This window comes from Dellaglioa sp. CoH-57-MRSF-17 (genome assembly GCF_056782015.1).
Genome location: NZ_JBXAXY010000004.1, coordinates 19,619 through 42,307 on the forward strand (window position 1 = coordinate 19,619; position 22,689 = coordinate 42,307).

A 22,689-nucleotide genomic window follows, 5' to 3' on the forward strand; every position below is an offset into this window, starting at 1 on the left:
GGTATATGGTATAATGCTTACATTAGTGTAAGTTTTAAGTGCCGAGAGGAGAAGCATAATGGCTAAAGATATTGGTATTGATTTAGGAACCGCAAATGTATTAATTAACGTACAAAATAAAGGAATCGTCTTAAATGAACCATCTGTTGTTGCAATTGACACAAAATCAGGTCGTGTATTAGCAGTTGGATCAGAAGCATATAAAATGGTTGGTAGAACACCTGGTAGTATTAGAGCTATCAGACCTATGAAAAATGGTGTCATTGCTGATTTTGATATTACAGAACAAATGTTAACTTACTTTATTAAAAAATTAAATGTGAGCGGCTTTTTATCAAAACCAAGTATTTTGATTTGTTGCCCAACAAATATCACATCAATTGAACAAAAAGCAATTATTCAAGCTGCTGAAAAAGCTGGTGGTGGCAAGGTTTATCTTGCTGAAGAACCTAAAGTTGCAGCTATTGGTGCTGGGTTGGATATTTATCAACCCCGTGGTAGTTTAGTGATTGATATTGGTGGTGGTACAAGTGATGTTGCCGTTATTTCATTAGGCGATATTGTAGCAAGCCGTTCATTACGTGTTGCTGGTGATCAATTGAATAGTGATGTTATCAATTTTGTTAAGCAAAAACATAACCTTCAAATCGGTGAACGTACAGCTGAAAAAGCTAAAATTGAAATTGGGACAGTTTACCCAGACAATCGTGCATTAGAAATGGAAATTCGTGGACGAGATGTTGTTACTGGTTTACCAAAGACAGTTGTGCTTAGCTCTGCTGAGATTGAAGAAGCAACTCATGATACAATGCAAGCAATCGTTGCAGCAACTAAAGAAGTTCTTGAACAAACACCACCAGAATTAGCATCAGATATTATTGATACTGGGATTATTTTAACAGGTGGCGGTGCATTATTAGATGGTGTTGATTTATTAATGTCATCGAACTTAGATATTCCTGTTATGGTGTCAGAAACACCATTGGATGATGTCGCAAAAGGAACTGGATTCTTGTTAGATCATATTGAAAAACAAGGTAGATAACAACTGTGATACTGGTTATTAAGGGAGGTCTATTAACGGGGCAATCTGTTGATGGACCTTTTCATATAGGAGGTGTCATTTATTTATGCAAAACTTAATGCTTGCACCAATCAAGTTTTATCAAAAATTTATTTCACCGATGTTTCCACCTAGTTGCCGGTACTATCCAACATGTTCAAACTATATGATTAAGGCAATTCAAAAACACGGTGCAAAAGGTATTATTATGGGTATCGGTAGGATTTTACGATGCCATCCTTTTGTCAGAGGCGGATACGATCCCGTACCTGATTACTTTACCGTACGAAGAAATAAGAACCCTAAAGGAGAAGAAAAGCATGTCTAAAAAAGAAAAAGAGATTGAAGTAGCAGAAAATGATATTAAAATTAATGGTGAGGATGCAGTTTCATTAACCGTTGGCGGTATTGAAATTGGTACAGTCATTCAACAAGATACAAAATTTGTTGCAACATTAAGTAACGGTGAGATATTCAAAGCTAAAACTCGTGATGAAGGTATTGATACTTTATTGCGCGATTTTCACTTACATCGCGGTTAATTAGTCAATTATTAAATTTTAGCCTATTCAAAAATTTAACGAAATAAGTGACATAGTGTGGAGGGGAATTCTATGAGTAGTAGAAAAGATGAGGTCGATAGTGAGTCAAGAATTGATTATGGTATTATTTTTGCCGTTTTAGTCTTGGCAATTATTGGGCTTGCCTCAATTTACGTATCAGCATCCCATGATACTAGTGCGACCTCAATTGTTAGCCAAATGGTTTCACAGTTAATGTGGTACGCTATTGGTGTCATTGCAATTGTCGTTATTATGCAATTTGACTCAGAACAATTATGGCGAGTCGCACCGATAGGGTATTTTATTGGCCTGTTTTTATTGATGATTGTTTTAGTCGTATATAGTCGACCTTTATATATAAACACAGGTGCTAAAAGTTGGATACCATTAGTTGGTTCGTTAACGTTCCAACCATCAGAAGTTATGAAGCCAGCATTTATATTAATGTTGGCGCGTGTGGTTACGATACATAACAATGATTATCCAACTCATAAAATTGGGACAGATATTATTTTATTAGCCAAAATGATAGCATGGACGTTACCAGTAGTTATTTTATTAAAACTGCAAAATGATTTTGGAACAATGCTCGTTTTCTTTGCTATTTTAGGTGGTGTCATTTTAGTTTCAGGTATCACTTGGAAGATTATTGGACCGGCATTTGGAACGGTGGCTGTTGTAGGTGGAACGGCATTATATATGGTTATTTCAACAACTGGTCGATCAATTCTAGAAAAAGTTGGCTTTTCTGCCTACCAATTTGACCGAATTGATAACTGGTTAGATCCATCAAAAGATACATCCGGAACAGGATATCAATTATGGCAAAGTATGAAAGCCATTGGATCAGGACAAATGACTGGTAAGGGATTTAACGTGTCAAATGTTTATGTTCCCGTCCGTGAATCTGATATGATTTTTTCTGTTATCGGCGAAAACTTTGGGTTTATTGGTGGTTGTATTTTAATCTTTATTTATTTCTTACTCATTTATCGAATGGTTCGTGCAACCTTTGATACGAAGAATGAATTTTATGCTTACTTATCTACTGGGGTCATTATGATGATTTTATTCCATGTTTTTGAAAACATTGGGATGAGTATTGGGTTACTACCTTTAACAGGTATTCCATTACCATTTGTCAGTCAAGGTGGGTCTGCTTTAGTAGGAAATATGATTGGAATTGGCTTAATTATGTCAATGCGATACCATCATAAGAGTTACATGTTCAGTAGCGAAGACGAAGATTTTGATAAAAAGATAAGGCAGTGATTCTATTATGGAATCACTGTTTTTTAAAACTAGGAGGTTTTGATGATGATTGATTTTTATTGGTATCCTAAATGTTCAACTTGTAGAAAAGCAAAACAATGGTTAGACGAAAATGAGGTTGAATACCATATAATAGATCTTATCCAAGAAACACCAAAGGCGAGTCTAATCGAAAAATGGTTGAATGAGTCTGGTCTTCCAGCAATATCTTTTTTTAATACACAAGGAAATAAGTATCGTGAATTAAATCTAAAAGATAAACGACCAACGATGACAATTCAGCAATCAAGTCAAATTTTAGCATCAGATGGGATGTTAATGAAACGTCCGGTATTAACTGATGGAACAAAATTAACGACCGGATTCAGTGAAGATGTTTTTACAGAGACATGGTTAAATAAATAAAACTGTTGACATTAAATTTTAATCTAGCTATAATCAACTACAATAAGAAATACAGATAAGACGTTTTGAAAAGATGAGTAAATTTTAGTAATTAGTTAAGAGAATCCTGGTAGCTGAAAAGGGATCAAAATTACGGAATTGAATATGGTCTTGGAACGTTTGGTAGATGAGCAATGTTAATCTACCTTGGGTACGCCCAATACAGCGGAAAGGTATCGGTTATATTAAAACCCGTACCTGATGAGATTGTTATCGTGAGGTAACAATAAAACAAGGTGGTAACACGTGAAGTTTATAACTTCTCGTCCTTCCGTTTATTAAACGGGGGATGGGAGGTTATTTTTTTGCAGAAAAATTAGGAGGTATTAACATGATTGAGTTTAAAAATGTATCAAAAGAGTTTATCACGAAAAGTGGTAAGGTTAGCGCTGTTTCTGATGTGAATCTTTCGGTGGAAGATGGTAGCATCTTAGGTATTGTAGGATATTCAGGTGCTGGTAAAAGTACATTAATTAGAATGCTGAATGGATTAGAGACACCAACTTCGGGTGAAGTTGACGTTAATGGCGCTAAAATCGCATCTTTATCGGGTAGAACATTGAGAAAGCAACGTCAAAAAATTGGCATGATTTTTCAACATTTTAATTTACTCTGGTCACGAACGGTTGTGGAAAACATCATGTTTCCACTTGAACTTGCTGGAATAAGTAAAACTGAGCGGTTGTCCAAAGCTGAAGAATTAACAACATTAGTTGGGTTAAAAGGTAAAGAAAATGCATATCCTTCTGAGTTATCTGGTGGACAAAAGCAACGAGTTGGGATTGCTAGGGCTTTAGCGAATGATCCTGAAATTTTGATTTGTGATGAAGCAACAAGTGCGCTAGATCCACAAACAACAGATGAAATATTAGATTTATTACTTCAAATTAATCATAAATTGAAATTAACAATTGTATTAATCACTCATGAAATGCATGTGGTTCGTAAGATATGTGATCACGTTGCTGTAATGGAATCTGGAAAATTAGTGGAGAGTGGACTTGTCTTAGACGTCTTTAAGCGTCCGAAACAAGACGTCACAAAACGATTCGTTAATCAGGAGGTCACACCAGCTCTACATGATACTGAACTTGCTGTAAATGAATTAATTGAAGCTTATCCACAAGGGTTGATTGTTCAATTAACCTTTCACAGTACGCAGACGCAAATGCCAATTATCTCTGAAATGTTAAGACAAATTCCAGAAGTTGATTTTAATATCGTTGAGGGTTCCATTCATCAAACTCAAGGTGGCCCAATTGGAACATTATATATTCAATTAACTGGTCCAAAAATAAGTTTAGATCAAACCGTTCCATTCTTGCAAAAAATGAAAGTAGAAACGGAGGTATTGCATTATGGGGACTAATACTTGGGCGTCATATTTTAACTTTAATGCTGTTAACTGGGATGAATTCTGGTCAAATACTTGGGAAACAATCAGTATGACATTAATATCTACAATAGCCGTTACAATTTTGGGTATTATCTTAGGTCTTATTTTATTTGAAACAAAACAAAAAACGACCGGTAAAATAAGTATCTGGGTAAAAATAATTAATTGGATTGTTTCAGCCATGGTTAACATTTTTCGTTCAATTCCGTTTATTATTTTAATTGTCTTATTATTGCCTTTTACTAAGGCTTTAGTTGGTTCTATTATTGGACCGATTGCAGCATTGCCAGCTCTAATCCTCTCGGCGGCTCCATTTTATGCACGAATGGTGGAACTTGCTTTTCGTGAGATTGATTATGGTGTGATTGAAGCAGCTGAAGCAATGGGTGCTAACAAGGCACAAATCATTTGGAAAGTACTATTACGAGAAAGTTTACCAGCTCTTATTTCAGGGGCGACAGTTACTGGAATTACAATTATTGGGTACACGGCAATGGCTGGTACGATTGGTGCCGGTGGGCTAGGAAATTGGGCTTTCATTGAAGGTTATGGTGCTAATAATAATACTGTTACACTAGTTGCAACGGTCACAATCATCATTATTGTTGCCATTTTTCAACTTATTGGTGATCATTCAGCTAAATTAATCGATAAACGAAATAATTAAGGGGTAACCTCATGAGAATAAACAAAAAGTTCATTTTTTCATTTCTATTTTTGACTCTTTTATTAGCTGGATGCGGGAAACAATCAAATGGAATGACTACTTTGACAATTGGTGCTAGTAATATGCCCCATGCAGAAATTCTAGATCATGTAAAACCAATGTTGGCAAAAGAAGGTATCGATTTAAAAGTTAAAGTTTTTCAGGATTATGTGATGCCTAATAAAGCGACTGAATCTGGTGATTTAGATGCTAATTATTTTCAACATAAACCATTTTTAGATAATTGGGACAAACAGAATAATGGTGATTTAATAAGTGTTGGAAATGTTCATCTTGAACCAATCGGTGTCTATTCTAAACAAGTTAAAAAGTTAACTGATTTGAAGAAAGGAAGTACGGTTTTAGTATCTAACAGTATTTCAGATTATGGTCGTGTTTTAACTATTTTTAAAGATGCTGGATTAATAACCCTGAAAAAAGGGACAGACGTGGCAACTGCAAATTTTGCTGATATCAAAACAAATAAATTAAATTTAGTTTTTAAGCATACGTATGAGCCAAAATTGATGTCTGATTTATATGAAAATAATGAAGGCTCAGCCATCATTATTAATGCAAATTATGCGGTTGAAGCTGGATTAAATCCAACGAAACAAGCTATTGCATTAGAACGTAGTACATCATCATATGCGAATTTAGTTGCTGTCGCACCAAAAAATAAAGATAATCCTGCGATTAAAAAGTTAGTTAAAGCACTACAATCTAAAAAGACACGCGAATGGATTTTGAATAAGTATAAAGGTGCCGTTATTCCTGCAAAATAAAGAGAATTGAATTAGTCGACATGACTAATTCAATTCTCTTTATTTTGCAATTTTATTAATTAGCCATTTGAAAATAGCTAAATCTGATGGTTCTCTTATATAAGACATTTCGGGATGCCATTGAACACCTAAAATGAGACCGTCATTACTACTGATACCTTCAATTAGGCCATCTGAACTTGTCGCAATGGCCGTTAATGAATCACCTAAACGGTTAATGGCTTGGTGATGGTACGTATTGACACGAAGCGTTGAACCATAAGTATCTGATAAATAATTATTTGCTTTAATCGATACAGAATGTGTGGCGTATTCTGGTAATGTTGGATCTTGTAAATGCTTAACTTGCCAATTTGAATAGTCACTTAAATCTTGATAGAGTGTTCCACCAAAAAAGACGTTAAGTATTTGTAGTCCACGGCAAATACCAAGTATTGGTATTTTTCGAGAAATAGCTTCCTTGATTAAAGCGAGCTCCATTTCGTCACGTGGGGGATTTAATTCTTCTAATTTTGGATGAGGTTCTTGGCCGTATAAGATTGGTGAAACATCTTGACCACCTGCTAATAGTAAACCATCTACCAAATCAAGATAACTAGATGCGTTTGCTAAATCAGTAGGAATGATTAGTGGTAAACCGCCAACTTCAATAATGGCATCAATATAGCCTTGAGGTGTATAAGTAATTTCGTTAATGTGCATGCCTGTAATTGGATTTCGATTAGGATTTCCAACAATACCGATAATAGGTTTCATAAATGAACCTCCTCAAAATTTACTTTTTATTAGTTTAACTTAATTAAATAAAGATTGCGAGTCTCGAGGCTCCATTGAAATGGATAATTTATTAAGATAGAATGGAATATATTAATGAATCGGAGGAATGCTAAAATGTCGACACTTGAGGTTAAAAATTTACATGTAGAAATTGAAGATAAAGAAATTTTAAAAGGTGTTAATTTAAAAATGTCGACTGGAGAAGTACACGCAATCATGGGTCCAAATGGAACAGGTAAATCAACTTTATCTGAGGCCATTATGGGGAATCCTGCGTATAAAGTGACAGAAGGCGAAGTATTGCTGAATGGTGTAAACATTTTAGAACTACCTGTTGATGAGCGAGCTCGAGCAGGATTATTTTTAGCAATGCAATATCCTTCAGAAATTCCTGGTGTAACAAATGCTGAATTTATGCGTGCAGCAATCAACGCACGTCGACCGGAAGATAAACAAATCCCAATTCGAGAATATTTAAAGAAATTAGATAAAACGATGACAACTTTAGATATGACTGAGGAAATGGCTGATCGTTATTTAAATGAAGGTTTTTCAGGTGGCGAAAAGAAACGTAATGAAATTTTACAACTGATGATGATTGAACCAAAATTTGCTATTTTAGATGAAATTGATTCAGGTCTAGACATTGATGCATTGAAAGTTGTTTCGAGAGGCGTAAATGAAATGTTGAAAAATGCGGAATTTGGAACACTTATGATTACGCATTACCAACGTTTGCTGAACTATATTGTGCCTGATGTGGTGCACGTTATGATGGATGGACGGGTTGTTAAAACGGGTGGCGCCGAACTTGCAGAAAAACTGGAAGAAGAAGGCTATGCTGGTTTGCGTGATGAATTAGGGCTAGACATTACTTTAACAGACGAGAACCTTTAGTGGAGGGCCGGAAAATGATTGATTTGAAGCTCTTAGAACAAAGTATAATTGATTTTTCAAATTTAAAACAAGAACCTGAGTGGTTTCAACAATTAAGAAGAGATGCCTTTGTAAAAAAAACATTACTAGCGCTTCCTTCATTTGAAAAAATTAGATACCAAAAATGGCCCATTATACCTGAAACACTGGTTAAAGAATCAGGGGAATTTGTTTCAAAAAAATCGGATGAAAATACGTTTATTCAAGTTGGATCTCGAACGATTAGTTTAAATATATCTGAGGAATTAAAAGAAAATCATGTTATTATTTGCGACTGGTCAACCGCGTTAGTGGAACATGCAGATTTAATTAAGAAATATTTTATGACTAAGGCAGTTAAATGGGATAGTGATTTGTTGACCGCAACGCATTTAGCACAATTAACCGGTGGTTTGTTTATTTATGTACCTAAAAATGTTGTATTAGACAACCCAATTACAACTTATTTAACGCAGGATGCACGGGACAATCAGGACTATGTACAGCATGTTTTAATTGTCGCAGCAGAAAATAGTCAGTTTTCATATCTAGAAAATCGTTCAACAGTCGGTGATCAGATCACAACCGCAAATATTATTGTGGAAGTGATTGCTAAAGCTAACAGTCATGTTAAATTTGCTGGAGTTGATCAATTAGGGGAACATACAACAGCATATATTAACCGTCGGGGTTATTTATTAGGCAATGCAAAAATAGATTGGTCAATTGGATTACTTAATAATGGCAATATAATTGGCGATTTCGATTCTGATTTAATTGGTGCAGGTTCTCACGCAGATGTTAAAGTTGTTGCGATTTCAACAGGAAATCAGATTCAAGGGATTGATACACGGGTGACGAATTATGGTAAACATTCAATTGGTCAAATTCTGCAACACGGTGTAATTTTATCGCGTTCTACATTAATATTTAATGGAATTGGCCATATTATTAAAGGTGCAAAGGGTGCGAATGCTCAACAAGAAAGCCGTGTGCTAATGTTATCCACAAAAGCACGTGGAGACGCTAATCCTATTTTATTAATTGATGAAAATGATGTTCAAGCTGGACATGCAGCTAGTGTTGGACGCGTGAATCAGGAACAATTGTACTATCTGATGAGTCGTGGATTACACAAAGAAGAAGCAGAAAGACTTGTTATTCGTGGATTCTTAGGACCTGTTTTAACGGCAATTCCGGCAGTTGATGTTCGTGAACGATTAATCGAAACAATAGAGGGGAAACTCATTAATGGTCAAAAATTTGAAAAAGTATCGCAATGATTTTCCTATTTTAAAGCAAATTGTGAATGATGAACCGTTAATTTATTTTGACAATGCTGCAACTGTTCAGAAACCACAAGCAGTTATTAATGCCATTTCACATTATTATGAAAATGATAATGCCAATGTACATCGTGGTGTGCATACTTTAGCCGAGCGTACAACACAGCAATTTGAAGATGTACGACAAGCTGTTGCTGATTTTATTCATGCAAAATATTCAGCTGAAATCTTATTTACAAAAGGGACAACCGAAAGTTTAAACTGGGTTGCTCAGGGTTTTGCACAGAATCGATTGAAACCAGGGGATGAGATTTTAATATCTATTATGGAACACCATAGTAACCTTGTTCCTTGGCAACAAGTCGCACAAGCAACTGGTGCTAAATTAGTTTACATCGACATAACAGATGATGGACAATTAGACATTAATGATGCGAAATTAAAAATGACAGCTAAAACTAAAATTGTATCGCTAACTCAAATTTCAAATGTTTTGGGGAGTATAAACCCCATCAAAGAATTAACGGACATGGCACATACAGTCGGTGCGGTTGTTATTTGTGATGGGGCGCAATCAATACCTTATATGCCGATTAATGTTCAGGAGTTAGATGTTGATTTTTTTGCTTTTTCAGGTCATAAAATGGGGGCTGCAACTGGTATTGGCGTTTTATATGGAAAAAGTAATTATTTGAACGAGATGCAGCCACTAGAATTTGGTGGTGAGATGATTGATTTTGTTGAAGAGCAACAATCAACCTTTAAAGATATTCCTTGGAAATTTGAAGCGGGGACACCTAATATTGAAGGGGTCATTTCATTAGGTGCTACTATTCACTATTTAAATGAAGTTGGAATGGTTAATATACAAGCACATGAACAGATGCTCATCACTGATTTATTACCTAAATTAAAAGCCATTTCTGGCATTACTGTCTATGGGCCAACTGAAAGTAAAAAACGATCAGGCGTTATTTCATTTAATTTGGAGGGACTACATCCGCATGACGTTGCGACAGCTCTTGATATGCAAGGAATTGCGGTTCGCGCGGGTCATCATTGTGCACAGCCATTAATGAAGTGCATGGGTGTATCGTCAACTGTTCGTATTAGTTTATATTTTTACAATACTTTAGAAGAAAATCAAAAATTTATTGACGCGTTAATCGCTACAAAGGAGTTCTTTAAAAATGGGACTATCTAAATTAGATAATTTATATCGCCAAGTTATTTTGGAACATGCCACACATCCGCATCATCATGGCTCACTAGTAAAGGGTCAGAAATCAATTGAACTCAGAAATCCAACCTGTGGGGATGTTTTAAAAGTTGAACTTATCATGAGTGACAACAAGGTTCAAGATGTTGCCTTTTCTGGGACGGGTTGTACGATTAGCCAGGCATCTGCAAGTATGATGACTGATGAAATTATTGGTAAAGCAAAAAATGAAATAGAAGAAATGGTGACAACATTTTCAAGAATGGTAACAGGTGAAACGATTGATGAAAATCTTTTAGGTGATGCTGCTATTTTAGAAGGTGTCGCTCAGTTTCCAGCTCGGATTAAGTGTGCCACATTAGCTTGGAAGGCAGTTTATCAAGCTATTAATTTAGAAAATTAGAGAGGAGGTAAGATATGAAAGAACTAGATGTTGGTGGTGAGTATGAATATGGCTTTAAAGATGATATTGAGCCTGTTTATTCAACTGGGCGTGGCTTAACCGAAGCGATTGTTCGAGAAATTTCGGCAGCAAAAAATGAACCAGAGTGGATGTTGGATTATCGACTTCGTGCCTTTGCCTTATATGAAAAGATGCCAATGCCAAGTTTTGGTCCTGATTTGTCTAAGTTAGATTTAGCTAATATGCGCTATTTTCAACGTGCTAGTGATAATGTTGCTAGAGACTGGGAAGATGTCCCAGATAAGATTAAAGAAACCTTTGACCGACTTGGTGTTCCAGAAGCTGAACGTAAATACTTAGCTGGCTCTTCTGCACAATATGAATCAGAAGTTGTTTACCATCATATGCGTGAAGATTTTGAAAAATTAGGAATTATTTTTATGAGTACAGATGCTGCCGTCCAAGAATATCCTGAATTGGTTAAACAGTATTTTGGCAAATTGGTTCCTGCCTCTAATAATAAATTTTCAGCTTTAAATTCGGCTGTTTGGTCTGGTGGTACTTTTATCTATGTACCTAAAGGTGTGAAGACCGAGGTGCCTATTCAAAGTTATTTCAGAATTAATGCGGAGAATACAGGACAATTTGAACGAACATTAATCATTGTTGATGAAGGCGCAAGTGTTAATTACGTTGAAGGTTGTACAGCACCTAATTATTCGGCAGACAGTTTGCATGCGGCAGTCGTTGAAGTGAACGTCATGAAAGATGCCTATTGTCGGTATACAACGATTCAAAATTGGTCAGATAATGTGTATAGCTTAGAGACAAAACGTGCTAGAGCCTTAGAAAATGCGACGATGGAGTGGGTTGATGGTAACCTTGGATCAAAAGTTACAATGAAATATCCAAGTATTTATTTAGATGGTCAAGGCGCACATGGCACAATGTTGTCGATTGCGTTTGCTGGTGGGAATATCGTTCAAGATACTGGGGCAAAAATGATTCACAATGCTAAAAATACGACTTCTTCGATTGTTTCTAAATCGTTATGTAAAGATGGTGGACGAGTTGATTATCGAGGTTATTTAAAATTTGGTAGACATAGTGATGGTTCGTTTGCACATGTCGAATGCGATACAATCATCATGGATGATAAATCAGCGAGTGATACGATTCCATTTAATGAAATTTTAAATGGCAATGTTTCTATGGAACATGAAGCTAAAGTTTCTAAAATTTCTGAAGAACAATTATATTACTTAATGAGTCGCGGAATTTCTGAAGCAAAAGCAACAGAGATGATTGTAATGGGATTTGTTGAACCGTTCACCAAAGAATTACCGATGGAATACGCTGTTGAATTGAATCGTCTGATTGAGTATCAGATGGAAGGCAGTGTGGGGTAAAATAGTTTAGAATGATGTTACTTTTCCTAAAAAGTAAATAAGGGGATAATAATTAAATGATATATGCACTGGAAATAAAAGGCTTAAAAAAAGAATATGCAACGGGTGTTAAAGCGTTACGTGGTATTGATCTGGCTGTAGAAGAAGGGGATTTTTATGCACTTTTAGGGCCTAATGGTGCGGGAAAATCAACGACAATTGGTATTATTACATCTCTTGTGAATAAAACAGCGGGAACAGTGAAGGTTTTTGATTACGATATTGATACCAATTTGGTACAAGCCAAACAACAAATTGGACTTGTCCCACAGGAATTTAACTTTAATCCTTTTGAAACGGTTCAACAAATTGTTGTTAATCAGGCTGGTTACTATGGTGTTCCTCATAAAGAAGCAATGGAGCGCAGTGAAAAATATTTAAAACAGTCAGATTTATGGGAAAAACGTAATGTACGTGCACGAATGCTTTCTGGTGGGATGAAACGAAGATTGATGATTGCCAGGGCATTAATGCATGAACCTCGGTTGCTCATTTTAGACGAACCAACTGCGGGTGTAGATATTGAGTTGAGACGTGAAATGTGGTCTTTTTTAAAGGAATTGAATGAGAATGGCACAACGATTATCTTGACGACTCATTATTTAGAAGAAGCAGAAACACTTTGTCGTCATATCGGTATTATTCAATCAGGTGAGTTGATTGAAAATACGAGCATGAAAACTTTATTATCAAAATTACAATTTGAAACGTTTATTTTCGATTTAGATGTGTATGATAAAAAGCCAGAAATTATAGGGTATAAAAATTCCTTTGAAGACGCGCAAACAATTTCTATCGAAGTTGAACGAAATCAAGGTGTTAATGGGATCTTTAAACAATTTGATGAACAAGGGATAAAAGTTCTTTCTATGCGAAATAAATCGAATCGATTAGAAGAGTTATTCTTGAAAATTACGGAAGAAAAGCACCAAGTGGGGGAGAAACATGTTTAATCAATATTTTACTGCATTAAAAAGTCTCGCAATAAAAGAAACTAATCGTTATTTGAGAATTTGGGTACAGACATTAGTACCACCAGTGATTACAACATCATTGTATTTTATTATATTTGGTAAAATGATTGGTGGCCGAATTGGTGCAATGGGTGGATTTTCATATATGGAATTCATTGTACCAGGGTTAATTATGATGTCGGTGATCACTAGTTCGTATGCTAATGTATCTTCGTCATTTTTTTCTCAGAAATTTCAGAAAAATATTGAAGAATTACTAGTTGCACCAGTACCAACGCATATTATTATATGGGGATTTGTTATTGGAGGACTTGGAAGAAGTGTTTTAGTTGGGGCACTTGTCACTATTATTTCATTATTTTTTGTACCTCTTCATGTTTTTTCGTGGGTCATTATTATTATCACACTTTTGATGACAGCCATTTTATTTTCATTAGCAGGATTAATTAATGGTATTTTTGCACAGTCATTTGATGATGTGTCAATTGTACCTACGTTTGTTTTACAGCCATTAACTTATCTTGGTGGTGTTTTCTATTCTATTTCAATGTTACCACCAGTTTGGCAGGCCATCTCTAAGATTAATCCAATTGTTTATATGATTTCAGGATTTAGATATGGTTTTTTAGGTAAGACTGATGTATCACTTGCTTTATCAATGATAATTCTTATTCTGTTTATTGGTGTTCTTTACTGGATTTGTTGGTATCTTATTAATAAAGGTAGAGGTTTGAGAAGTTAGGATAGCCAATGTAATAATCCTTCTTTCTTATTAATCATTCTGTGACGGTTGATCAATAATGAATCTGGATAGCACCAAAAACAAAAGTCTTATGGCTTTTGTTTTTTTGTTAGGGTACGAAAAATGGTACCAAAGATAGATATCGTAGACTCTTTAAAAGATAGATATAAGGTATATTTTGAAAAAATGTCTGTTTTTCAAGTAAATTATTATTAAAACACTAGAATAACGTTTATACTAGCTACATATAAAACTAAAAAGGAGATAAATAATGACTATAAATAAACAATTAATTAAAGATGATTTATACGAAGCAGTAAATGGTGAATGGTTAAAAACTGCCAAAATTCCTGATGATAAACCTGCGACGGGTGGTTTTAATGATTTAGCTGATGAAATTGATAAAACTTTGATGGCTGATTTTGAAAAAATGTCAGCTGATTCTAGTGTTAAAGCACCATTAATGCAAGAATTTTTAAACTATTATGCCTTAGCAGCTGATTTTGATCGACGTGAATCAGAAGGAACCTTACCATTGAAAAAAGTTTTAGCACCTTTAGAAAATTTAACAAGTTTAGCTGATTTCGATACTAAATGGGCAGATTTTGTTCGTGCGGGTTATCCAACACCACTTGGGTTTGATGTTGATGCTGATATGAAAAATGCTAAAATTAATGCTTTATTTGTGGCAGCTCCGAGTTTGGTTTTACCAGATAAAACGTATTATGAACGAGATAATTCACAAGCTGAAGGTTTACTTAAAGCATTTAGGGCGATGATGACTAAGTTATTAGTTGCTTTAGATTATAGTGAAGAAAATGCAAATCATGTTATTACAGAGGCACTAACTTTTGATCGTAACTTAGTGCCAAATGTCAAGAGTGCTGAAGAATCAGCTGATTATAGTAAAGCGTACAACCCACAAAGTTTCACAGAATTTAGTTCACAAAGTAGTAATTTAGATTTAAAATCAATTGTTAAAAATCTTTTAAATGGGAATGAACCAGAAAAAATAATTGTGACTGAACCTAAATTTTTATCATCTATTGATGAACTCGTGAATACAACTCATTTTACAGAATTTAAAAGTTGGTTAATTGTTAAAACAGTAGGGAGTCTTAGTTCATATTTATCAGATGACTTACGTGTTATTGCTGGTGAATACGGGCGTGCATTATCTGGAAGCAAGGCACCGAAAAAACAACAAAAGTTTGCTTATTATCTAGCCATGGGAACCTATAGTGGGGTTGTGGGCGAATATTATGGATATAAATACTTTGGTGAAGATGCTAAAGCAGACGTTCAACAGATGGTTGAAAAGATGATTAATGTTTATCAAAATAGATTGGCTACTAATAATTGGTTAACAAGTACTACACGTGATAAGGCAATTTTAAAATTAAGTAAATTAGGTATTCAAGTTGGGTATCCAGATAAAATTAACCCGCTTTATCAAAAAATGCACGTTAATATGGAAAAAACATTGCTAGAGAATGCAATGGCCTTTGATAAATTAGCCACTGAAGATATGTTTAGTAAGTGGGATAAACCTGTCGATCGTGATCTTTGGGAGATGAGTGCAGCAACAGTTAATGCTTATTATCATCCCTTTAAAAATATCATTGTCTTTCCAGCGGCTATTTTACAAGCACCATTTTATAGTTTAGAGCAGAGTAGTAGTGCTAACTATGGTGGTATTGGAGCAGTTATTGCGCACGAGATTTCACATGCTTTTGATAATAATGGTGCGCTATTTGATGAGTATGGTAATTTGAATAATTGGTGGAGTGAAGCCGATTTGACCCATTTTAAAGAATTATCACAACAAATGATTACTGAATTTGACGGAACTGAATTCGCAGGCCAAAAAGTTAATGGGACTTTAACAGTTTCTGAAAATATTGCTGATGCTGGTGGGCTTAGTTGTGCACTTGAAGCGGCTAAATCTGAAGACGATACTGATTTTGAAGCATTTTTCATTAATTGGGCACAAGTATGGCGAATGAAGGCTTCAACACAGTATATGCAATTGTTATTATCAATTGATGTTCATGCCCCTGCTAAGTTGCGTGCTAATATTCAAGTTCAAAATTTAGCAGAATTTTATGATGCCTTTGATATTGTTGCAAGTGATGCAATGTATAAAGCAGTCGATGAACGCGTTAATATTTGGTAAATGATTAATTAAGACAAATTAAAAGGACATTATCAAAATGATAATGTCCTTTTTGCTGCGATTGTTTATCCGTAATACTTAAAGGTAGCATATTATAATACTTCGTTCTCTGTAATTTTTTCTTCCAAAACGTTGAAATTATATTCAGAAAGTTCATTTAAGCCATTTTTACTCTCATCAAAGAAAGCAGTTAAACTTTCAGATAACATTAGATTGATAACACGACCAGCTTCAAATTGAACTAAGATAACTGGAATATGAGCTTCTACTGCCATACCAACTTCAAACATAGTACCAGAGTCAGGTTCGTTATCTTCGTCTTCTTTGTAGTCTAAGATAGCAACAACAACGTCTGCGCGATGAACTTGGCGTGTGTCAGCTAAATAAACTGCACGTTGCCATTGTTGACTGAATTGTTCATATTGTTTACTTTGATTATCTTGGGGCAAGTAAATATTGTCACTATCAATTGTTTTGTTCTCTTTTAATGCTGCAACAACTTGAGAAACACGTTCACGTTGTTTGTCGCTAAAAAATGGACCTGCTAAATAAACTTTATTCATTAATATCGTCTCCTGGAATATATATTTGCTTTTTTAAGTATAGCATGACATTTTAAAAATGGGCACAAAAAAAGAAGACAATGAAGTCTTCTTTTTCAATTTCTAAACACCGTAAACGAATTGACCTGAATTAAAGTGGTCAGCTGAAATAACGTAAACGTTACCACTATTACGTAAAGTAAAGTTAGCTAAATCATTTAATAAGTTATTGGTTGTTTTTCCAGGTTCAGTATCGATAATTTGACCATCACTAATTAAACCAGGGAATACAGCGTCTTCGTTAATTAATAAAGTATTAACACGATGTTGCGTTAATAGAGCAAACAAATCGATTGGGTTTGTTTTGCTTGGATTAACTTCATCAAGTGAACGAGCACGATCCAATAAATGATCAATTGTTTGATTGATTAAAATTTGATTTTGATCTAACAAATCTTTTTCAATTTCTGTAGTTGTTAGGGCACTAGGTGATTTTTTAATTGTAATTTCTGAATTAACTGATTTTAATTTTGTTAATTCATGGAATAAGCTTTGATTTTTAGGTAGTCCAATAAGGAAAAGACGTTTATAAATTAATTCGGGATGGGTAACTAGGAATTTTTCAATTGCCAAGTAGTAATTTCTATTATCAATCGCTTTTTCTTCATCCTTAGTATTTAACCCATGGAGGGCGCCAGTAGGGCCATGAGTGGTCGTGGTATCTGTACTTTCAGGACCAAGAGTTGATACCATGTCGATAGGAGCATCCTCTGGGAGTTCTTGTTTCAATAAGACACCTTCTTTGAATTGATGTAATTCAAATGAATCACGGTGTAAGCTTAGGATTGTTCCTGATAATTTTGTTGCTTGTTGAGCTAATAAAGGTAAAGTGTATGCTTCAGGACCAACAATAACTTTATCTACTTCAATAGCGTGATTTAAATTAAATTTAAAGTAATCGTTAGGTGTTAAGTAAAGTGCGATACTAGGGAATTGACCGATTTTATCTGCAATTTCATTAATAAAATTAACCAATTGTGTTTCAATTAGTTCCCAAGTTTTCTTAGGTACATCCGAATGAGCTTCTTTGGCAGTTTTTAAACTAGTTTTTAGTTTTAACTGATTCTTCGCAGCAAAATTAATACCTGGATATGTTTTGATAAAGATTGATACAATGGGTTCTTCTTTGATTGTGAGTAATTTTTTCAAATTGTTATGCATTGACATAATGGTTCCCCCTTTATATGATTACCTTTAGTATAACATCATGAAAACGGTTATCCAACTTATATGGTTACGTTTTCATAAAAGGAGTAAATATGATTTATTTAGAAAAAGATAACAAAAATATTAAAAAAATGGAAGCTTACATGAAAAATAATTTTTCTTACTTAGGGATTAAGACACCAAGTCGACGTGAACTAACAAAGGACTTGATGAAAGAATCTAAGAGTTGGCCTCTAGAAGAGTTAATCTCACAAATTTTAGCTTATTATGGTCGTGAAGAAAGAGAGTATCAATATGTTGCAATCGACTTAGCACAAAAAAATCTTAAACGATTGACGGTTGATGAAGTCCAAGTATTGGTTGAGTTAATTAAGGTTAAACCATGGTGGGATTCAGTAGATGCTTTACGTAAGGTTATTAGTGACTTTTTAAAATTAAGTCCGATAAATTTTAACGATATTAGTAAGCAATTTGAAAACCATGATAATTTCTGGATGCGTCGTGTGGGTATAAATCTTCAGTTAGGCTATCGTGAAGAAACTAATCTAGCTTACTTATCAAAGATGATTTTGAATGATAGAACAACAGATGAATTTTTCATCCAAAAAGCGATTGGTTGGTCATTACGTGAGTATGCTAAGACTGATGAAAATTGGGTTATAACTTTTATTGAGAGCCATGATCTATCAAAGCTAGCTGTGCGAGAAGGACTTAAACATGTGAAGACAAAATAAAAAAGACTGATTTTATTCAGTCTTTTTTGCTTATTTTAAGGTTAAGAATTTATCTCCGGCAAGGTCTCTGTAGAAATTTGCTTTAATTGCTTGTTGATAAGGCATGTACCAAATATAACCAATTCCAAGTGTCACGATTGATAATAGGTACCAACCAACCAGACTTAACTCTATTACGAATAAATCAAATTTGTGTCCGTTCATTAATTCACGGCTTAACGTTATTTTTTTATTAATACTGATGTCAGGATGATTTGGGTTATCTGTTAAGTCTTTGTTAATCATAAAGACTTGTGAATAAGAATAGTATTTAATAATTCCTGGGACAATAAGCAAGAGAGTCCAAAGTGTACTATAAATGGTTTTGAGAATGGCGATACCAATAGATGGGAAAAATAATTCATTTGAGAAAACTTGGAAACTTTGTGTAAATGCATGTTCTGGTGTTTTTTGTGAACTGACCCAAGTTAAGAATGTATATGAAACACCTACAAGTAGAATTTGAAAAATAAGATAAAGAACAACGACAGTTGCTGAAATTATAGGACTGATAGCTGATGATTGGTTATTATTTTCAGTAGAATATAAATTCATAATGTCTGCGTACTCAGTAGAATATAAGCGAGAATAAACAATAAAAATAAGGATTGCTAGTAAGCTAACTAGGATAGCTGACTTCCAGTGTCCTTTAAGTAATGCCTTTGATTCAGATTTCAGTTGTTGTCTCGTTTTTAGTGGTTTTTCCATGATGTGTGTCTCCTTAATTGTATATGTTTTAATAATATTTTAAGCATACATTAAACCAAATATTAAGTCTATACTGACAGATTGAGAATGTGAGTATTTCAATATTTTTAGACGGTATAAAAGTGAAACAAACCAAACTTTTTGTTAGATTGTAGTAAGATGAATAGCGTAATCTATATTAATGGAAGAAGAGTGAGCTAATGGTAAATAAAATGAAGGCCATCGCAGCATTTGGAAAATTTCCGACAGAAGATAAAAATGCATTACGAGATGTCAAAATCGATAAACCGACACCTGAAAATCATGATATTCTTGTGAAGGTAACGGGTATTTCAGTGAATCCAATAGATTATAAATCAAGAATGTTAATTGATTCTGAAGAAAAATTACTTATTTTAGGTTTCGATGCAATCGGGGTCGTCTCTGAAATAGGATCAGAAGTAACACAATTTAATAGTGGTGATAAGGTTTTTTATTTAGGTGTCAATAATCGTTCAGGAAGTAATGCTGAGTATCAGCTAGTTGATGAACGACTAGTTGGAAATGCACCCAAGAAAATAACAGACAGTGAAGCAGCCGCTATGCCACTAACAGGTGTAACAGCATGGGAAGCATTATTTGAAAAATTAAATTTCATTCCAGAGAAAAATGCCAATAGTGGAAAATCAGTTTTAATTATTAATGGAGCTGGTGGTGTAGGCTCTATTGCTATTCAACTTGCTAAATGGGCTGGTTTGACTGTTATCACGACCGCTTCAAGATTAGAAACGAGCGATTGGGTTAAAAAGATGGGCGCTGATATTGTCATTAATCACCGAAAAGATTTGAAGAAACAATTAGTTAAATTAAATATTAATGAAGTTGATGGTATTCTAATATTGCACTCAACAGAAACTTATTTTGATTTAGCAGCAGATATCATCAGACCTCAGGGTATTATTACTTCAATTGTGGGCACATCTGATAATTTACCAATTGGTAAATTAAAAAATAAAAGTAATGAGTTTAAATGGCTAACAGTTTTTACTAAAGGTGTATATTACACGGCAGATATGAGCTCTCAAGGTAAAACATTAAATCGCTTAGCCACGTTATTAGATGAAGGCAAACTAAAATCAACGATGACTAAATCATTGGTGGGGATTAACGCCGATAATTTACGAACGGCTTCTGAAGTTGTTGAAAATGGTAAGATGATTGGAAAGTTTGTAATAACTGGTGAATTTAACGCGGAGGTATAAGCTATTGAGTAAAAAAGAAATTAGAAAAATGATTATTAACAAGATGGTTGATTTGGCAAAAAATAAGGTCCTTGAAAAAAGGAATCAGGAGAAGGCAATTATTGATAAAGTTTTACAATCTGAAGAATGGGAATCGGCTGATTCAATCGGATTAACAATTAGTCAATCGATTGAGTTTAGTACTAACGAATTACTATTGGCGGCACTGTCTCAAGGTAAGAGGGTGTATATACCAAAAACGATGCCTGAAAAGCAACTTGCATTTTTACCTTACTTATCTATTGAACAGGTGCTTATAAAAAGTGATTATGGACTATTAGAACCTGAATATAATGTTGCACTTGAAAAGAATAATTTAGATTTAGTGATTGTACCAGGAGTTGGGTTTAATTTAGAGAATAATCAAAGGATTGGCTTTGGCGGTGGTTATTATGATCGGTATATTGCAAAATATCAACCAAAAACAATTTCACTTTGTTTGGACGTTCAAAATGTAATTTCTGAGAAATGGACAAGTAATCAGTTTGATATTAAAATTGATAAAATTATTACAGTATAAGTTCTATTTGAATAAATCCTTAACAAAATACAGTTTAATAATATTATTTACATTAATATACGAATATAGTAAAATTGTAATTGCTCATTAATGAGATAAACACGAACAAATGTATTTATGAAAAGGAGATTTAAAATGATTAATCGCATTAAATCATATTTTGAAATTGATCAGTTACATACAACGGTTAAACGCGAAATGTTAGCTGGTTTTACAACGTTTATATCAATGGCTTACATATTATTTGTTAATCCTACGATTTTAAGTGCTTCGGGGATGGACAAAGGGGCAGTATTTACTGCAACTGCATTATCAAGTGCTTTAGGCTGTATTTTAATGGGTATTTTAGCTAAATACCCAATAGCAACAGCTCCCGCATTGGGTATTAATGCCTTTTTCTCATATTCAGTTGTTATAGGTATGGGAATTCCATGGCAAACAGCTTTAGCAGGTGTATTTGTAGCATCACTAATTTTTATTTTAATTACTATTTTTAAACTACGCGAAATGATTATTAATGCTATTCCAAGTAACTTAAAATACGCTATCTCAAGTGGTATTGGTTTATTTATTGCTTTTATCGGTTTACAAGATGGTGGCTTAATTATCGCAAACAAATCCACAGTTGTGGGCCTAGGTCCATTGACCGTTGGTACAACATGGTTAACAATCTTTGGCTTAATTGTTACTGCAATTTTAATGGTTAGACGTGTTCCAGGTGGTATTTTTATTGGGATGTTTGCAACAGTTATTCTAGGATTCATCACAGGATTAATTAAAATGCCAACACAAGTTGTTGCCGGTGCCCCAAGTTTGGCCCCAACATTTATGCAAGGCGTTAAACATATTAGTGATATTAACACGGTTCAGTTATGGGTAGTCGTTTTAACCTTCTTGTTAGTTACTTTCTTTGATACTGCTGGAACACTTGTTGGGTTAGCTCAACAAGCCGGATTCATGAAAGACAATAAAATGCCTCGTGTCGGTAAAGCTTTAGTTGCTGATTCAACAGCAATGCTTGCTGGCTCTGTTTTAGGAACATCTCCAGTTGGTGCATATGTTGAGTCTTCAGCAGGTATCGCCGTTGGTGGACGCTCAGGTTTAACGGCTGTTACAACTGGATTATTATTTATTGTCGGGATATTTTTCTCGCCATTATTATCAGTTGTAACAACACAGGTCACTGCTCCAGCATTAATTATTGTTGGTGTATTGATGGCACAATCTTTAACAAAAATCGAATGGACAAAAATGGAAATTGCAATTCCAGCATTTTTAATTGTAATTGGTATGCCATTAACTTATAGTATCTCTGACGGGATTGCTTTGGGAATGATTTTTTATCCAATTACAATGATTGCTGCTGGTCGTCGAAAAGATGTTCATCCAATCATGTACGGACTGTTCTTTGTGTTCTTACTTTTCATGTGGATTTTAAATGTTTAAATAAAATAGCAAACGTAAATGACA

At 34.4% G+C, this 22,689-nt stretch carries 24 protein-coding genes; 20 read left to right on the plus strand and 4 right to left on the minus strand.

Features of this window, described 5'->3' with window-relative positions; translation table 11 throughout:
* Positions 1 to 58: 58 nt before the first annotated feature.
* From mreB to AC1RPJ_RS05315, 8 genes are all read left to right on the plus strand, one after another.
* Positions 59 to 1,045 (plus strand): rod shape-determining protein, encoded by a 987-nt coding sequence (mreB, locus tag AC1RPJ_RS05280; RefSeq protein WP_409022312.1) that lies wholly within the window; start codon positions 59 to 61, stop codon positions 1,043 to 1,045.
* 85 nt (positions 1,046 to 1,130) lie between these two features.
* Complete coding sequence (gene yidD, locus AC1RPJ_RS05285) at positions 1,131 to 1,391, plus strand: membrane protein insertion efficiency factor YidD (protein ID WP_409022313.1); 261 nt, start codon at positions 1,131 to 1,133, stop codon at positions 1,389 to 1,391.
* On the plus strand, positions 1,384 to 1,605 hold the full coding sequence (locus tag AC1RPJ_RS05290; RefSeq protein ID WP_409022314.1) for a DUF2969 domain-containing protein: 222 nt from the start codon (positions 1,384 to 1,386) through the stop codon (positions 1,603 to 1,605). Before yidD ends, AC1RPJ_RS05290 begins: the two co-directional genes overlap by 8 nt.
* A gap of 72 nt (positions 1,606 to 1,677) precedes the next feature.
* Positions 1,678 to 2,898, plus strand: coding sequence for an FtsW/RodA/SpoVE family cell cycle protein (locus AC1RPJ_RS05295; protein WP_481761642.1), 1,221 nt, complete (start codon positions 1,678 to 1,680; stop codon positions 2,896 to 2,898).
* 45 nt (positions 2,899 to 2,943) lie between these two features.
* Positions 2,944 to 3,303: an arsenate reductase family protein gene (locus AC1RPJ_RS05300; RefSeq protein ID WP_481761721.1), complete on the plus strand. Its 360-nt coding sequence runs from the start codon at positions 2,944 to 2,946 to the stop codon at positions 3,301 to 3,303.
* Positions 3,304 to 3,673: 370 nt separating this feature from the next.
* Positions 3,674 to 4,711, plus strand: coding sequence for a methionine ABC transporter ATP-binding protein (locus tag AC1RPJ_RS05305; protein ID WP_481761643.1), 1,038 nt, complete (start codon positions 3,674 to 3,676; stop codon positions 4,709 to 4,711).
* Positions 4,701 to 5,405: a methionine ABC transporter permease gene (locus AC1RPJ_RS05310; protein WP_409022317.1), complete on the plus strand. Its 705-nt coding sequence runs from the start codon at positions 4,701 to 4,703 to the stop codon at positions 5,403 to 5,405. Before AC1RPJ_RS05305 ends, AC1RPJ_RS05310 begins: the two co-directional genes overlap by 11 nt.
* Positions 5,406 to 5,422: 17 nt before the next feature.
* A complete protein-coding gene (locus tag AC1RPJ_RS05315; protein WP_481761722.1) occupies positions 5,423 to 6,229 on the plus strand; it encodes a MetQ/NlpA family ABC transporter substrate-binding protein in 807 nt (268 codons plus the stop codon).
* 39 nt (positions 6,230 to 6,268) lie between these two features.
* Here the strand turns inward: AC1RPJ_RS05315 and AC1RPJ_RS05320 are convergent, their stop codons facing one another.
* Positions 6,269 to 6,985, minus strand: coding sequence for a gamma-glutamyl-gamma-aminobutyrate hydrolase family protein (locus AC1RPJ_RS05320; RefSeq protein WP_481761644.1), 717 nt, complete (start codon positions 6,983 to 6,985; stop codon positions 6,269 to 6,271).
* Between the two features lie 135 nt (positions 6,986 to 7,120).
* On the opposite strand from AC1RPJ_RS05320, the gene sufC reads away from it, so the two are divergent.
* From sufC to AC1RPJ_RS05360, 8 genes are all read left to right on the plus strand, one after another.
* Positions 7,121 to 7,903, plus strand: coding sequence for a Fe-S cluster assembly ATPase SufC (sufC, locus tag AC1RPJ_RS05325; protein ID WP_481761645.1), 783 nt, complete (start codon positions 7,121 to 7,123; stop codon positions 7,901 to 7,903).
* A gap of 14 nt (positions 7,904 to 7,917) precedes the next feature.
* Positions 7,918 to 9,204, plus strand: a complete 1,287-nt coding sequence (sufD, locus tag AC1RPJ_RS05330; RefSeq protein ID WP_481761646.1) for a Fe-S cluster assembly protein SufD — start codon at positions 7,918 to 7,920, stop codon at positions 9,202 to 9,204.
* Complete coding sequence (locus tag AC1RPJ_RS05335; RefSeq protein ID WP_481761647.1) at positions 9,173 to 10,411, plus strand: aminotransferase class V-fold PLP-dependent enzyme; 1,239 nt, start codon at positions 9,173 to 9,175, stop codon at positions 10,409 to 10,411. The genes sufD and AC1RPJ_RS05335 overlap by 32 nt, the downstream gene beginning before the upstream one ends.
* On the plus strand, positions 10,398 to 10,829 hold the full coding sequence (sufU, locus tag AC1RPJ_RS05340; RefSeq protein ID WP_481761648.1) for a Fe-S cluster assembly sulfur transfer protein SufU: 432 nt from the start codon (positions 10,398 to 10,400) through the stop codon (positions 10,827 to 10,829). Before AC1RPJ_RS05335 ends, sufU begins: the two co-directional genes overlap by 14 nt.
* 14 nt (positions 10,830 to 10,843) lie before the next feature.
* Positions 10,844 to 12,238, plus strand: a complete 1,395-nt coding sequence (gene sufB / locus AC1RPJ_RS05345; RefSeq protein WP_481761649.1) for a Fe-S cluster assembly protein SufB — start codon at positions 10,844 to 10,846, stop codon at positions 12,236 to 12,238.
* 56 nt (positions 12,239 to 12,294) lie between these two features.
* Entirely contained in the window at positions 12,295 to 13,230 is a 936-nt protein-coding gene (locus AC1RPJ_RS05350; protein WP_481761650.1) for an ABC transporter ATP-binding protein, read from the plus strand.
* A complete protein-coding gene (locus tag AC1RPJ_RS05355) occupies positions 13,223 to 13,993 on the plus strand; it encodes an ABC transporter permease (protein ID WP_481761651.1) in 771 nt (256 codons plus the stop codon). Before AC1RPJ_RS05350 ends, AC1RPJ_RS05355 begins: the two co-directional genes overlap by 8 nt.
* Positions 13,994 to 14,264: 271 nt before the next feature.
* The gene (locus AC1RPJ_RS05360; protein WP_481761652.1) at positions 14,265 to 16,169 is read left to right on the plus strand and encodes a M13 family metallopeptidase; all 1,905 of its coding nucleotides are present in this window, start codon (positions 14,265 to 14,267) and stop codon (positions 16,167 to 16,169) included.
* Positions 16,170 to 16,261: 92 nt separating this feature from the next.
* Here the strand turns inward: AC1RPJ_RS05360 and AC1RPJ_RS05365 are convergent, their stop codons facing one another.
* A complete protein-coding gene (locus AC1RPJ_RS05365) occupies positions 16,262 to 16,732 on the minus strand; it encodes a nucleoside 2-deoxyribosyltransferase (RefSeq protein WP_481761653.1) in 471 nt (156 codons plus the stop codon).
* Positions 16,733 to 16,834: 102 nt separating this feature from the next.
* Positions 16,835 to 17,938, minus strand: coding sequence for a baeRF6 domain-containing protein (locus AC1RPJ_RS05370; RefSeq protein ID WP_481761654.1), 1,104 nt, complete (start codon positions 17,936 to 17,938; stop codon positions 16,835 to 16,837).
* 92 nt (positions 17,939 to 18,030) lie between these two features.
* Here AC1RPJ_RS05370 and AC1RPJ_RS05375 point away from each other — a divergent pair, with 92 nt between their 5' ends.
* Positions 18,031 to 18,672: a DNA alkylation repair protein gene (locus tag AC1RPJ_RS05375; protein ID WP_481761655.1), complete on the plus strand. Its 642-nt coding sequence runs from the start codon at positions 18,031 to 18,033 to the stop codon at positions 18,670 to 18,672.
* A gap of 30 nt (positions 18,673 to 18,702) precedes the next feature.
* Here AC1RPJ_RS05375 and AC1RPJ_RS05380 read toward each other — a convergent pair whose 3' ends face one another.
* Positions 18,703 to 19,419 carry a DUF975 family protein gene (locus tag AC1RPJ_RS05380; protein WP_481761656.1) on the minus strand — a complete coding sequence of 239 codons (717 nt, stop codon included), beginning with the start codon at positions 19,417 to 19,419 and terminating at the stop codon, positions 18,703 to 18,705.
* A 200-nt stretch (positions 19,420 to 19,619) separates the two neighbouring features.
* On the opposite strand from AC1RPJ_RS05380, the gene AC1RPJ_RS05385 reads away from it, so the two are divergent.
* The 3 genes from AC1RPJ_RS05385 to AC1RPJ_RS05395 all read left to right on the plus strand — a co-directional run bounded on the left by AC1RPJ_RS05385 (position 19,620) and on the right by AC1RPJ_RS05395 (position 22,665).
* Positions 19,620 to 20,660: a zinc-binding alcohol dehydrogenase family protein gene (locus AC1RPJ_RS05385; RefSeq protein ID WP_481761657.1), complete on the plus strand. Its 1,041-nt coding sequence runs from the start codon at positions 19,620 to 19,622 to the stop codon at positions 20,658 to 20,660.
* Between the two features lie 4 nt (positions 20,661 to 20,664).
* Complete coding sequence (locus AC1RPJ_RS05390) at positions 20,665 to 21,219, plus strand: 5-formyltetrahydrofolate cyclo-ligase (protein ID WP_481761658.1); 555 nt, start codon at positions 20,665 to 20,667, stop codon at positions 21,217 to 21,219.
* A gap of 135 nt (positions 21,220 to 21,354) precedes the next feature.
* Entirely contained in the window at positions 21,355 to 22,665 is a 1,311-nt protein-coding gene (locus AC1RPJ_RS05395) for an NCS2 family permease (RefSeq protein WP_481761659.1), read from the plus strand.
* Positions 22,666 to 22,689: the final 24 nt, after the last annotated feature.

What these genes read in the sequence shown, in the direction of transcription:
- mreB (WP_409022312.1), top strand. Translation starts at nt 59, where the DNA reads ATGGCTAAAGATATTGGTATTGATTTAGGAACCGCAAATGTATTAATT.
- yidD (WP_409022313.1), top strand. Translation starts at nt 1,131, where the DNA reads ATGCAAAACTTAATGCTTGCACCAATCAAGTTTTATCAAAAATTTATT.
- AC1RPJ_RS05290 (WP_409022314.1), top strand. Translation starts at nt 1,384, where the DNA reads ATGTCTAAAAAAGAAAAAGAGATTGAAGTAGCAGAAAATGATATTAAA.
- AC1RPJ_RS05295 (WP_481761642.1), top strand. Translation starts at nt 1,678, where the DNA reads ATGAGTAGTAGAAAAGATGAGGTCGATAGTGAGTCAAGAATTGATTAT.
- AC1RPJ_RS05300 (WP_481761721.1), top strand. Translation starts at nt 2,944, where the DNA reads ATGATTGATTTTTATTGGTATCCTAAATGTTCAACTTGTAGAAAAGCA.
- AC1RPJ_RS05305 (WP_481761643.1), top strand. Translation starts at nt 3,674, where the DNA reads ATGATTGAGTTTAAAAATGTATCAAAAGAGTTTATCACGAAAAGTGGT.
- AC1RPJ_RS05310 (WP_409022317.1), top strand. Translation starts at nt 4,701, where the DNA reads ATGGGGACTAATACTTGGGCGTCATATTTTAACTTTAATGCTGTTAAC.
- AC1RPJ_RS05320 (WP_481761644.1), bottom strand. Translation starts at nt 6,985, where the DNA reads ATGAAACCTATTATCGGTATTGTTGGAAATCCTAATCGAAATCCAATT.
- sufC (WP_481761645.1), top strand. Translation starts at nt 7,121, where the DNA reads ATGTCGACACTTGAGGTTAAAAATTTACATGTAGAAATTGAAGATAAA.
- sufD (WP_481761646.1), top strand. Translation starts at nt 7,918, where the DNA reads ATGATTGATTTGAAGCTCTTAGAACAAAGTATAATTGATTTTTCAAAT.
- AC1RPJ_RS05335 (WP_481761647.1), top strand. Translation starts at nt 9,173, where the DNA reads ATGGTCAAAAATTTGAAAAAGTATCGCAATGATTTTCCTATTTTAAAG.
- sufU (WP_481761648.1), top strand. Translation starts at nt 10,398, where the DNA reads ATGGGACTATCTAAATTAGATAATTTATATCGCCAAGTTATTTTGGAA.
- sufB (WP_481761649.1), top strand. Translation starts at nt 10,844, where the DNA reads ATGAAAGAACTAGATGTTGGTGGTGAGTATGAATATGGCTTTAAAGAT.
- AC1RPJ_RS05350 (WP_481761650.1), top strand. Translation starts at nt 12,295, where the DNA reads ATGATATATGCACTGGAAATAAAAGGCTTAAAAAAAGAATATGCAACG.
- AC1RPJ_RS05355 (WP_481761651.1), top strand. Translation starts at nt 13,223, where the DNA reads ATGTTTAATCAATATTTTACTGCATTAAAAAGTCTCGCAATAAAAGAA.
- AC1RPJ_RS05360 (WP_481761652.1), top strand. Translation starts at nt 14,265, where the DNA reads ATGACTATAAATAAACAATTAATTAAAGATGATTTATACGAAGCAGTA.
- AC1RPJ_RS05365 (WP_481761653.1), bottom strand. Translation starts at nt 16,732, where the DNA reads ATGAATAAAGTTTATTTAGCAGGTCCATTTTTTAGCGACAAACAACGT.
- AC1RPJ_RS05370 (WP_481761654.1), bottom strand. Translation starts at nt 17,938, where the DNA reads ATGTCAATGCATAACAATTTGAAAAAATTACTCACAATCAAAGAAGAA.
- AC1RPJ_RS05375 (WP_481761655.1), top strand. Translation starts at nt 18,031, where the DNA reads ATGATTTATTTAGAAAAAGATAACAAAAATATTAAAAAAATGGAAGCT.
- AC1RPJ_RS05380 (WP_481761656.1), bottom strand. Translation starts at nt 19,419, where the DNA reads ATGGAAAAACCACTAAAAACGAGACAACAACTGAAATCTGAATCAAAG.
- AC1RPJ_RS05385 (WP_481761657.1), top strand. Translation starts at nt 19,620, where the DNA reads ATGGTAAATAAAATGAAGGCCATCGCAGCATTTGGAAAATTTCCGACA.
- AC1RPJ_RS05395 (WP_481761659.1), top strand. Translation starts at nt 21,355, where the DNA reads ATGATTAATCGCATTAAATCATATTTTGAAATTGATCAGTTACATACA.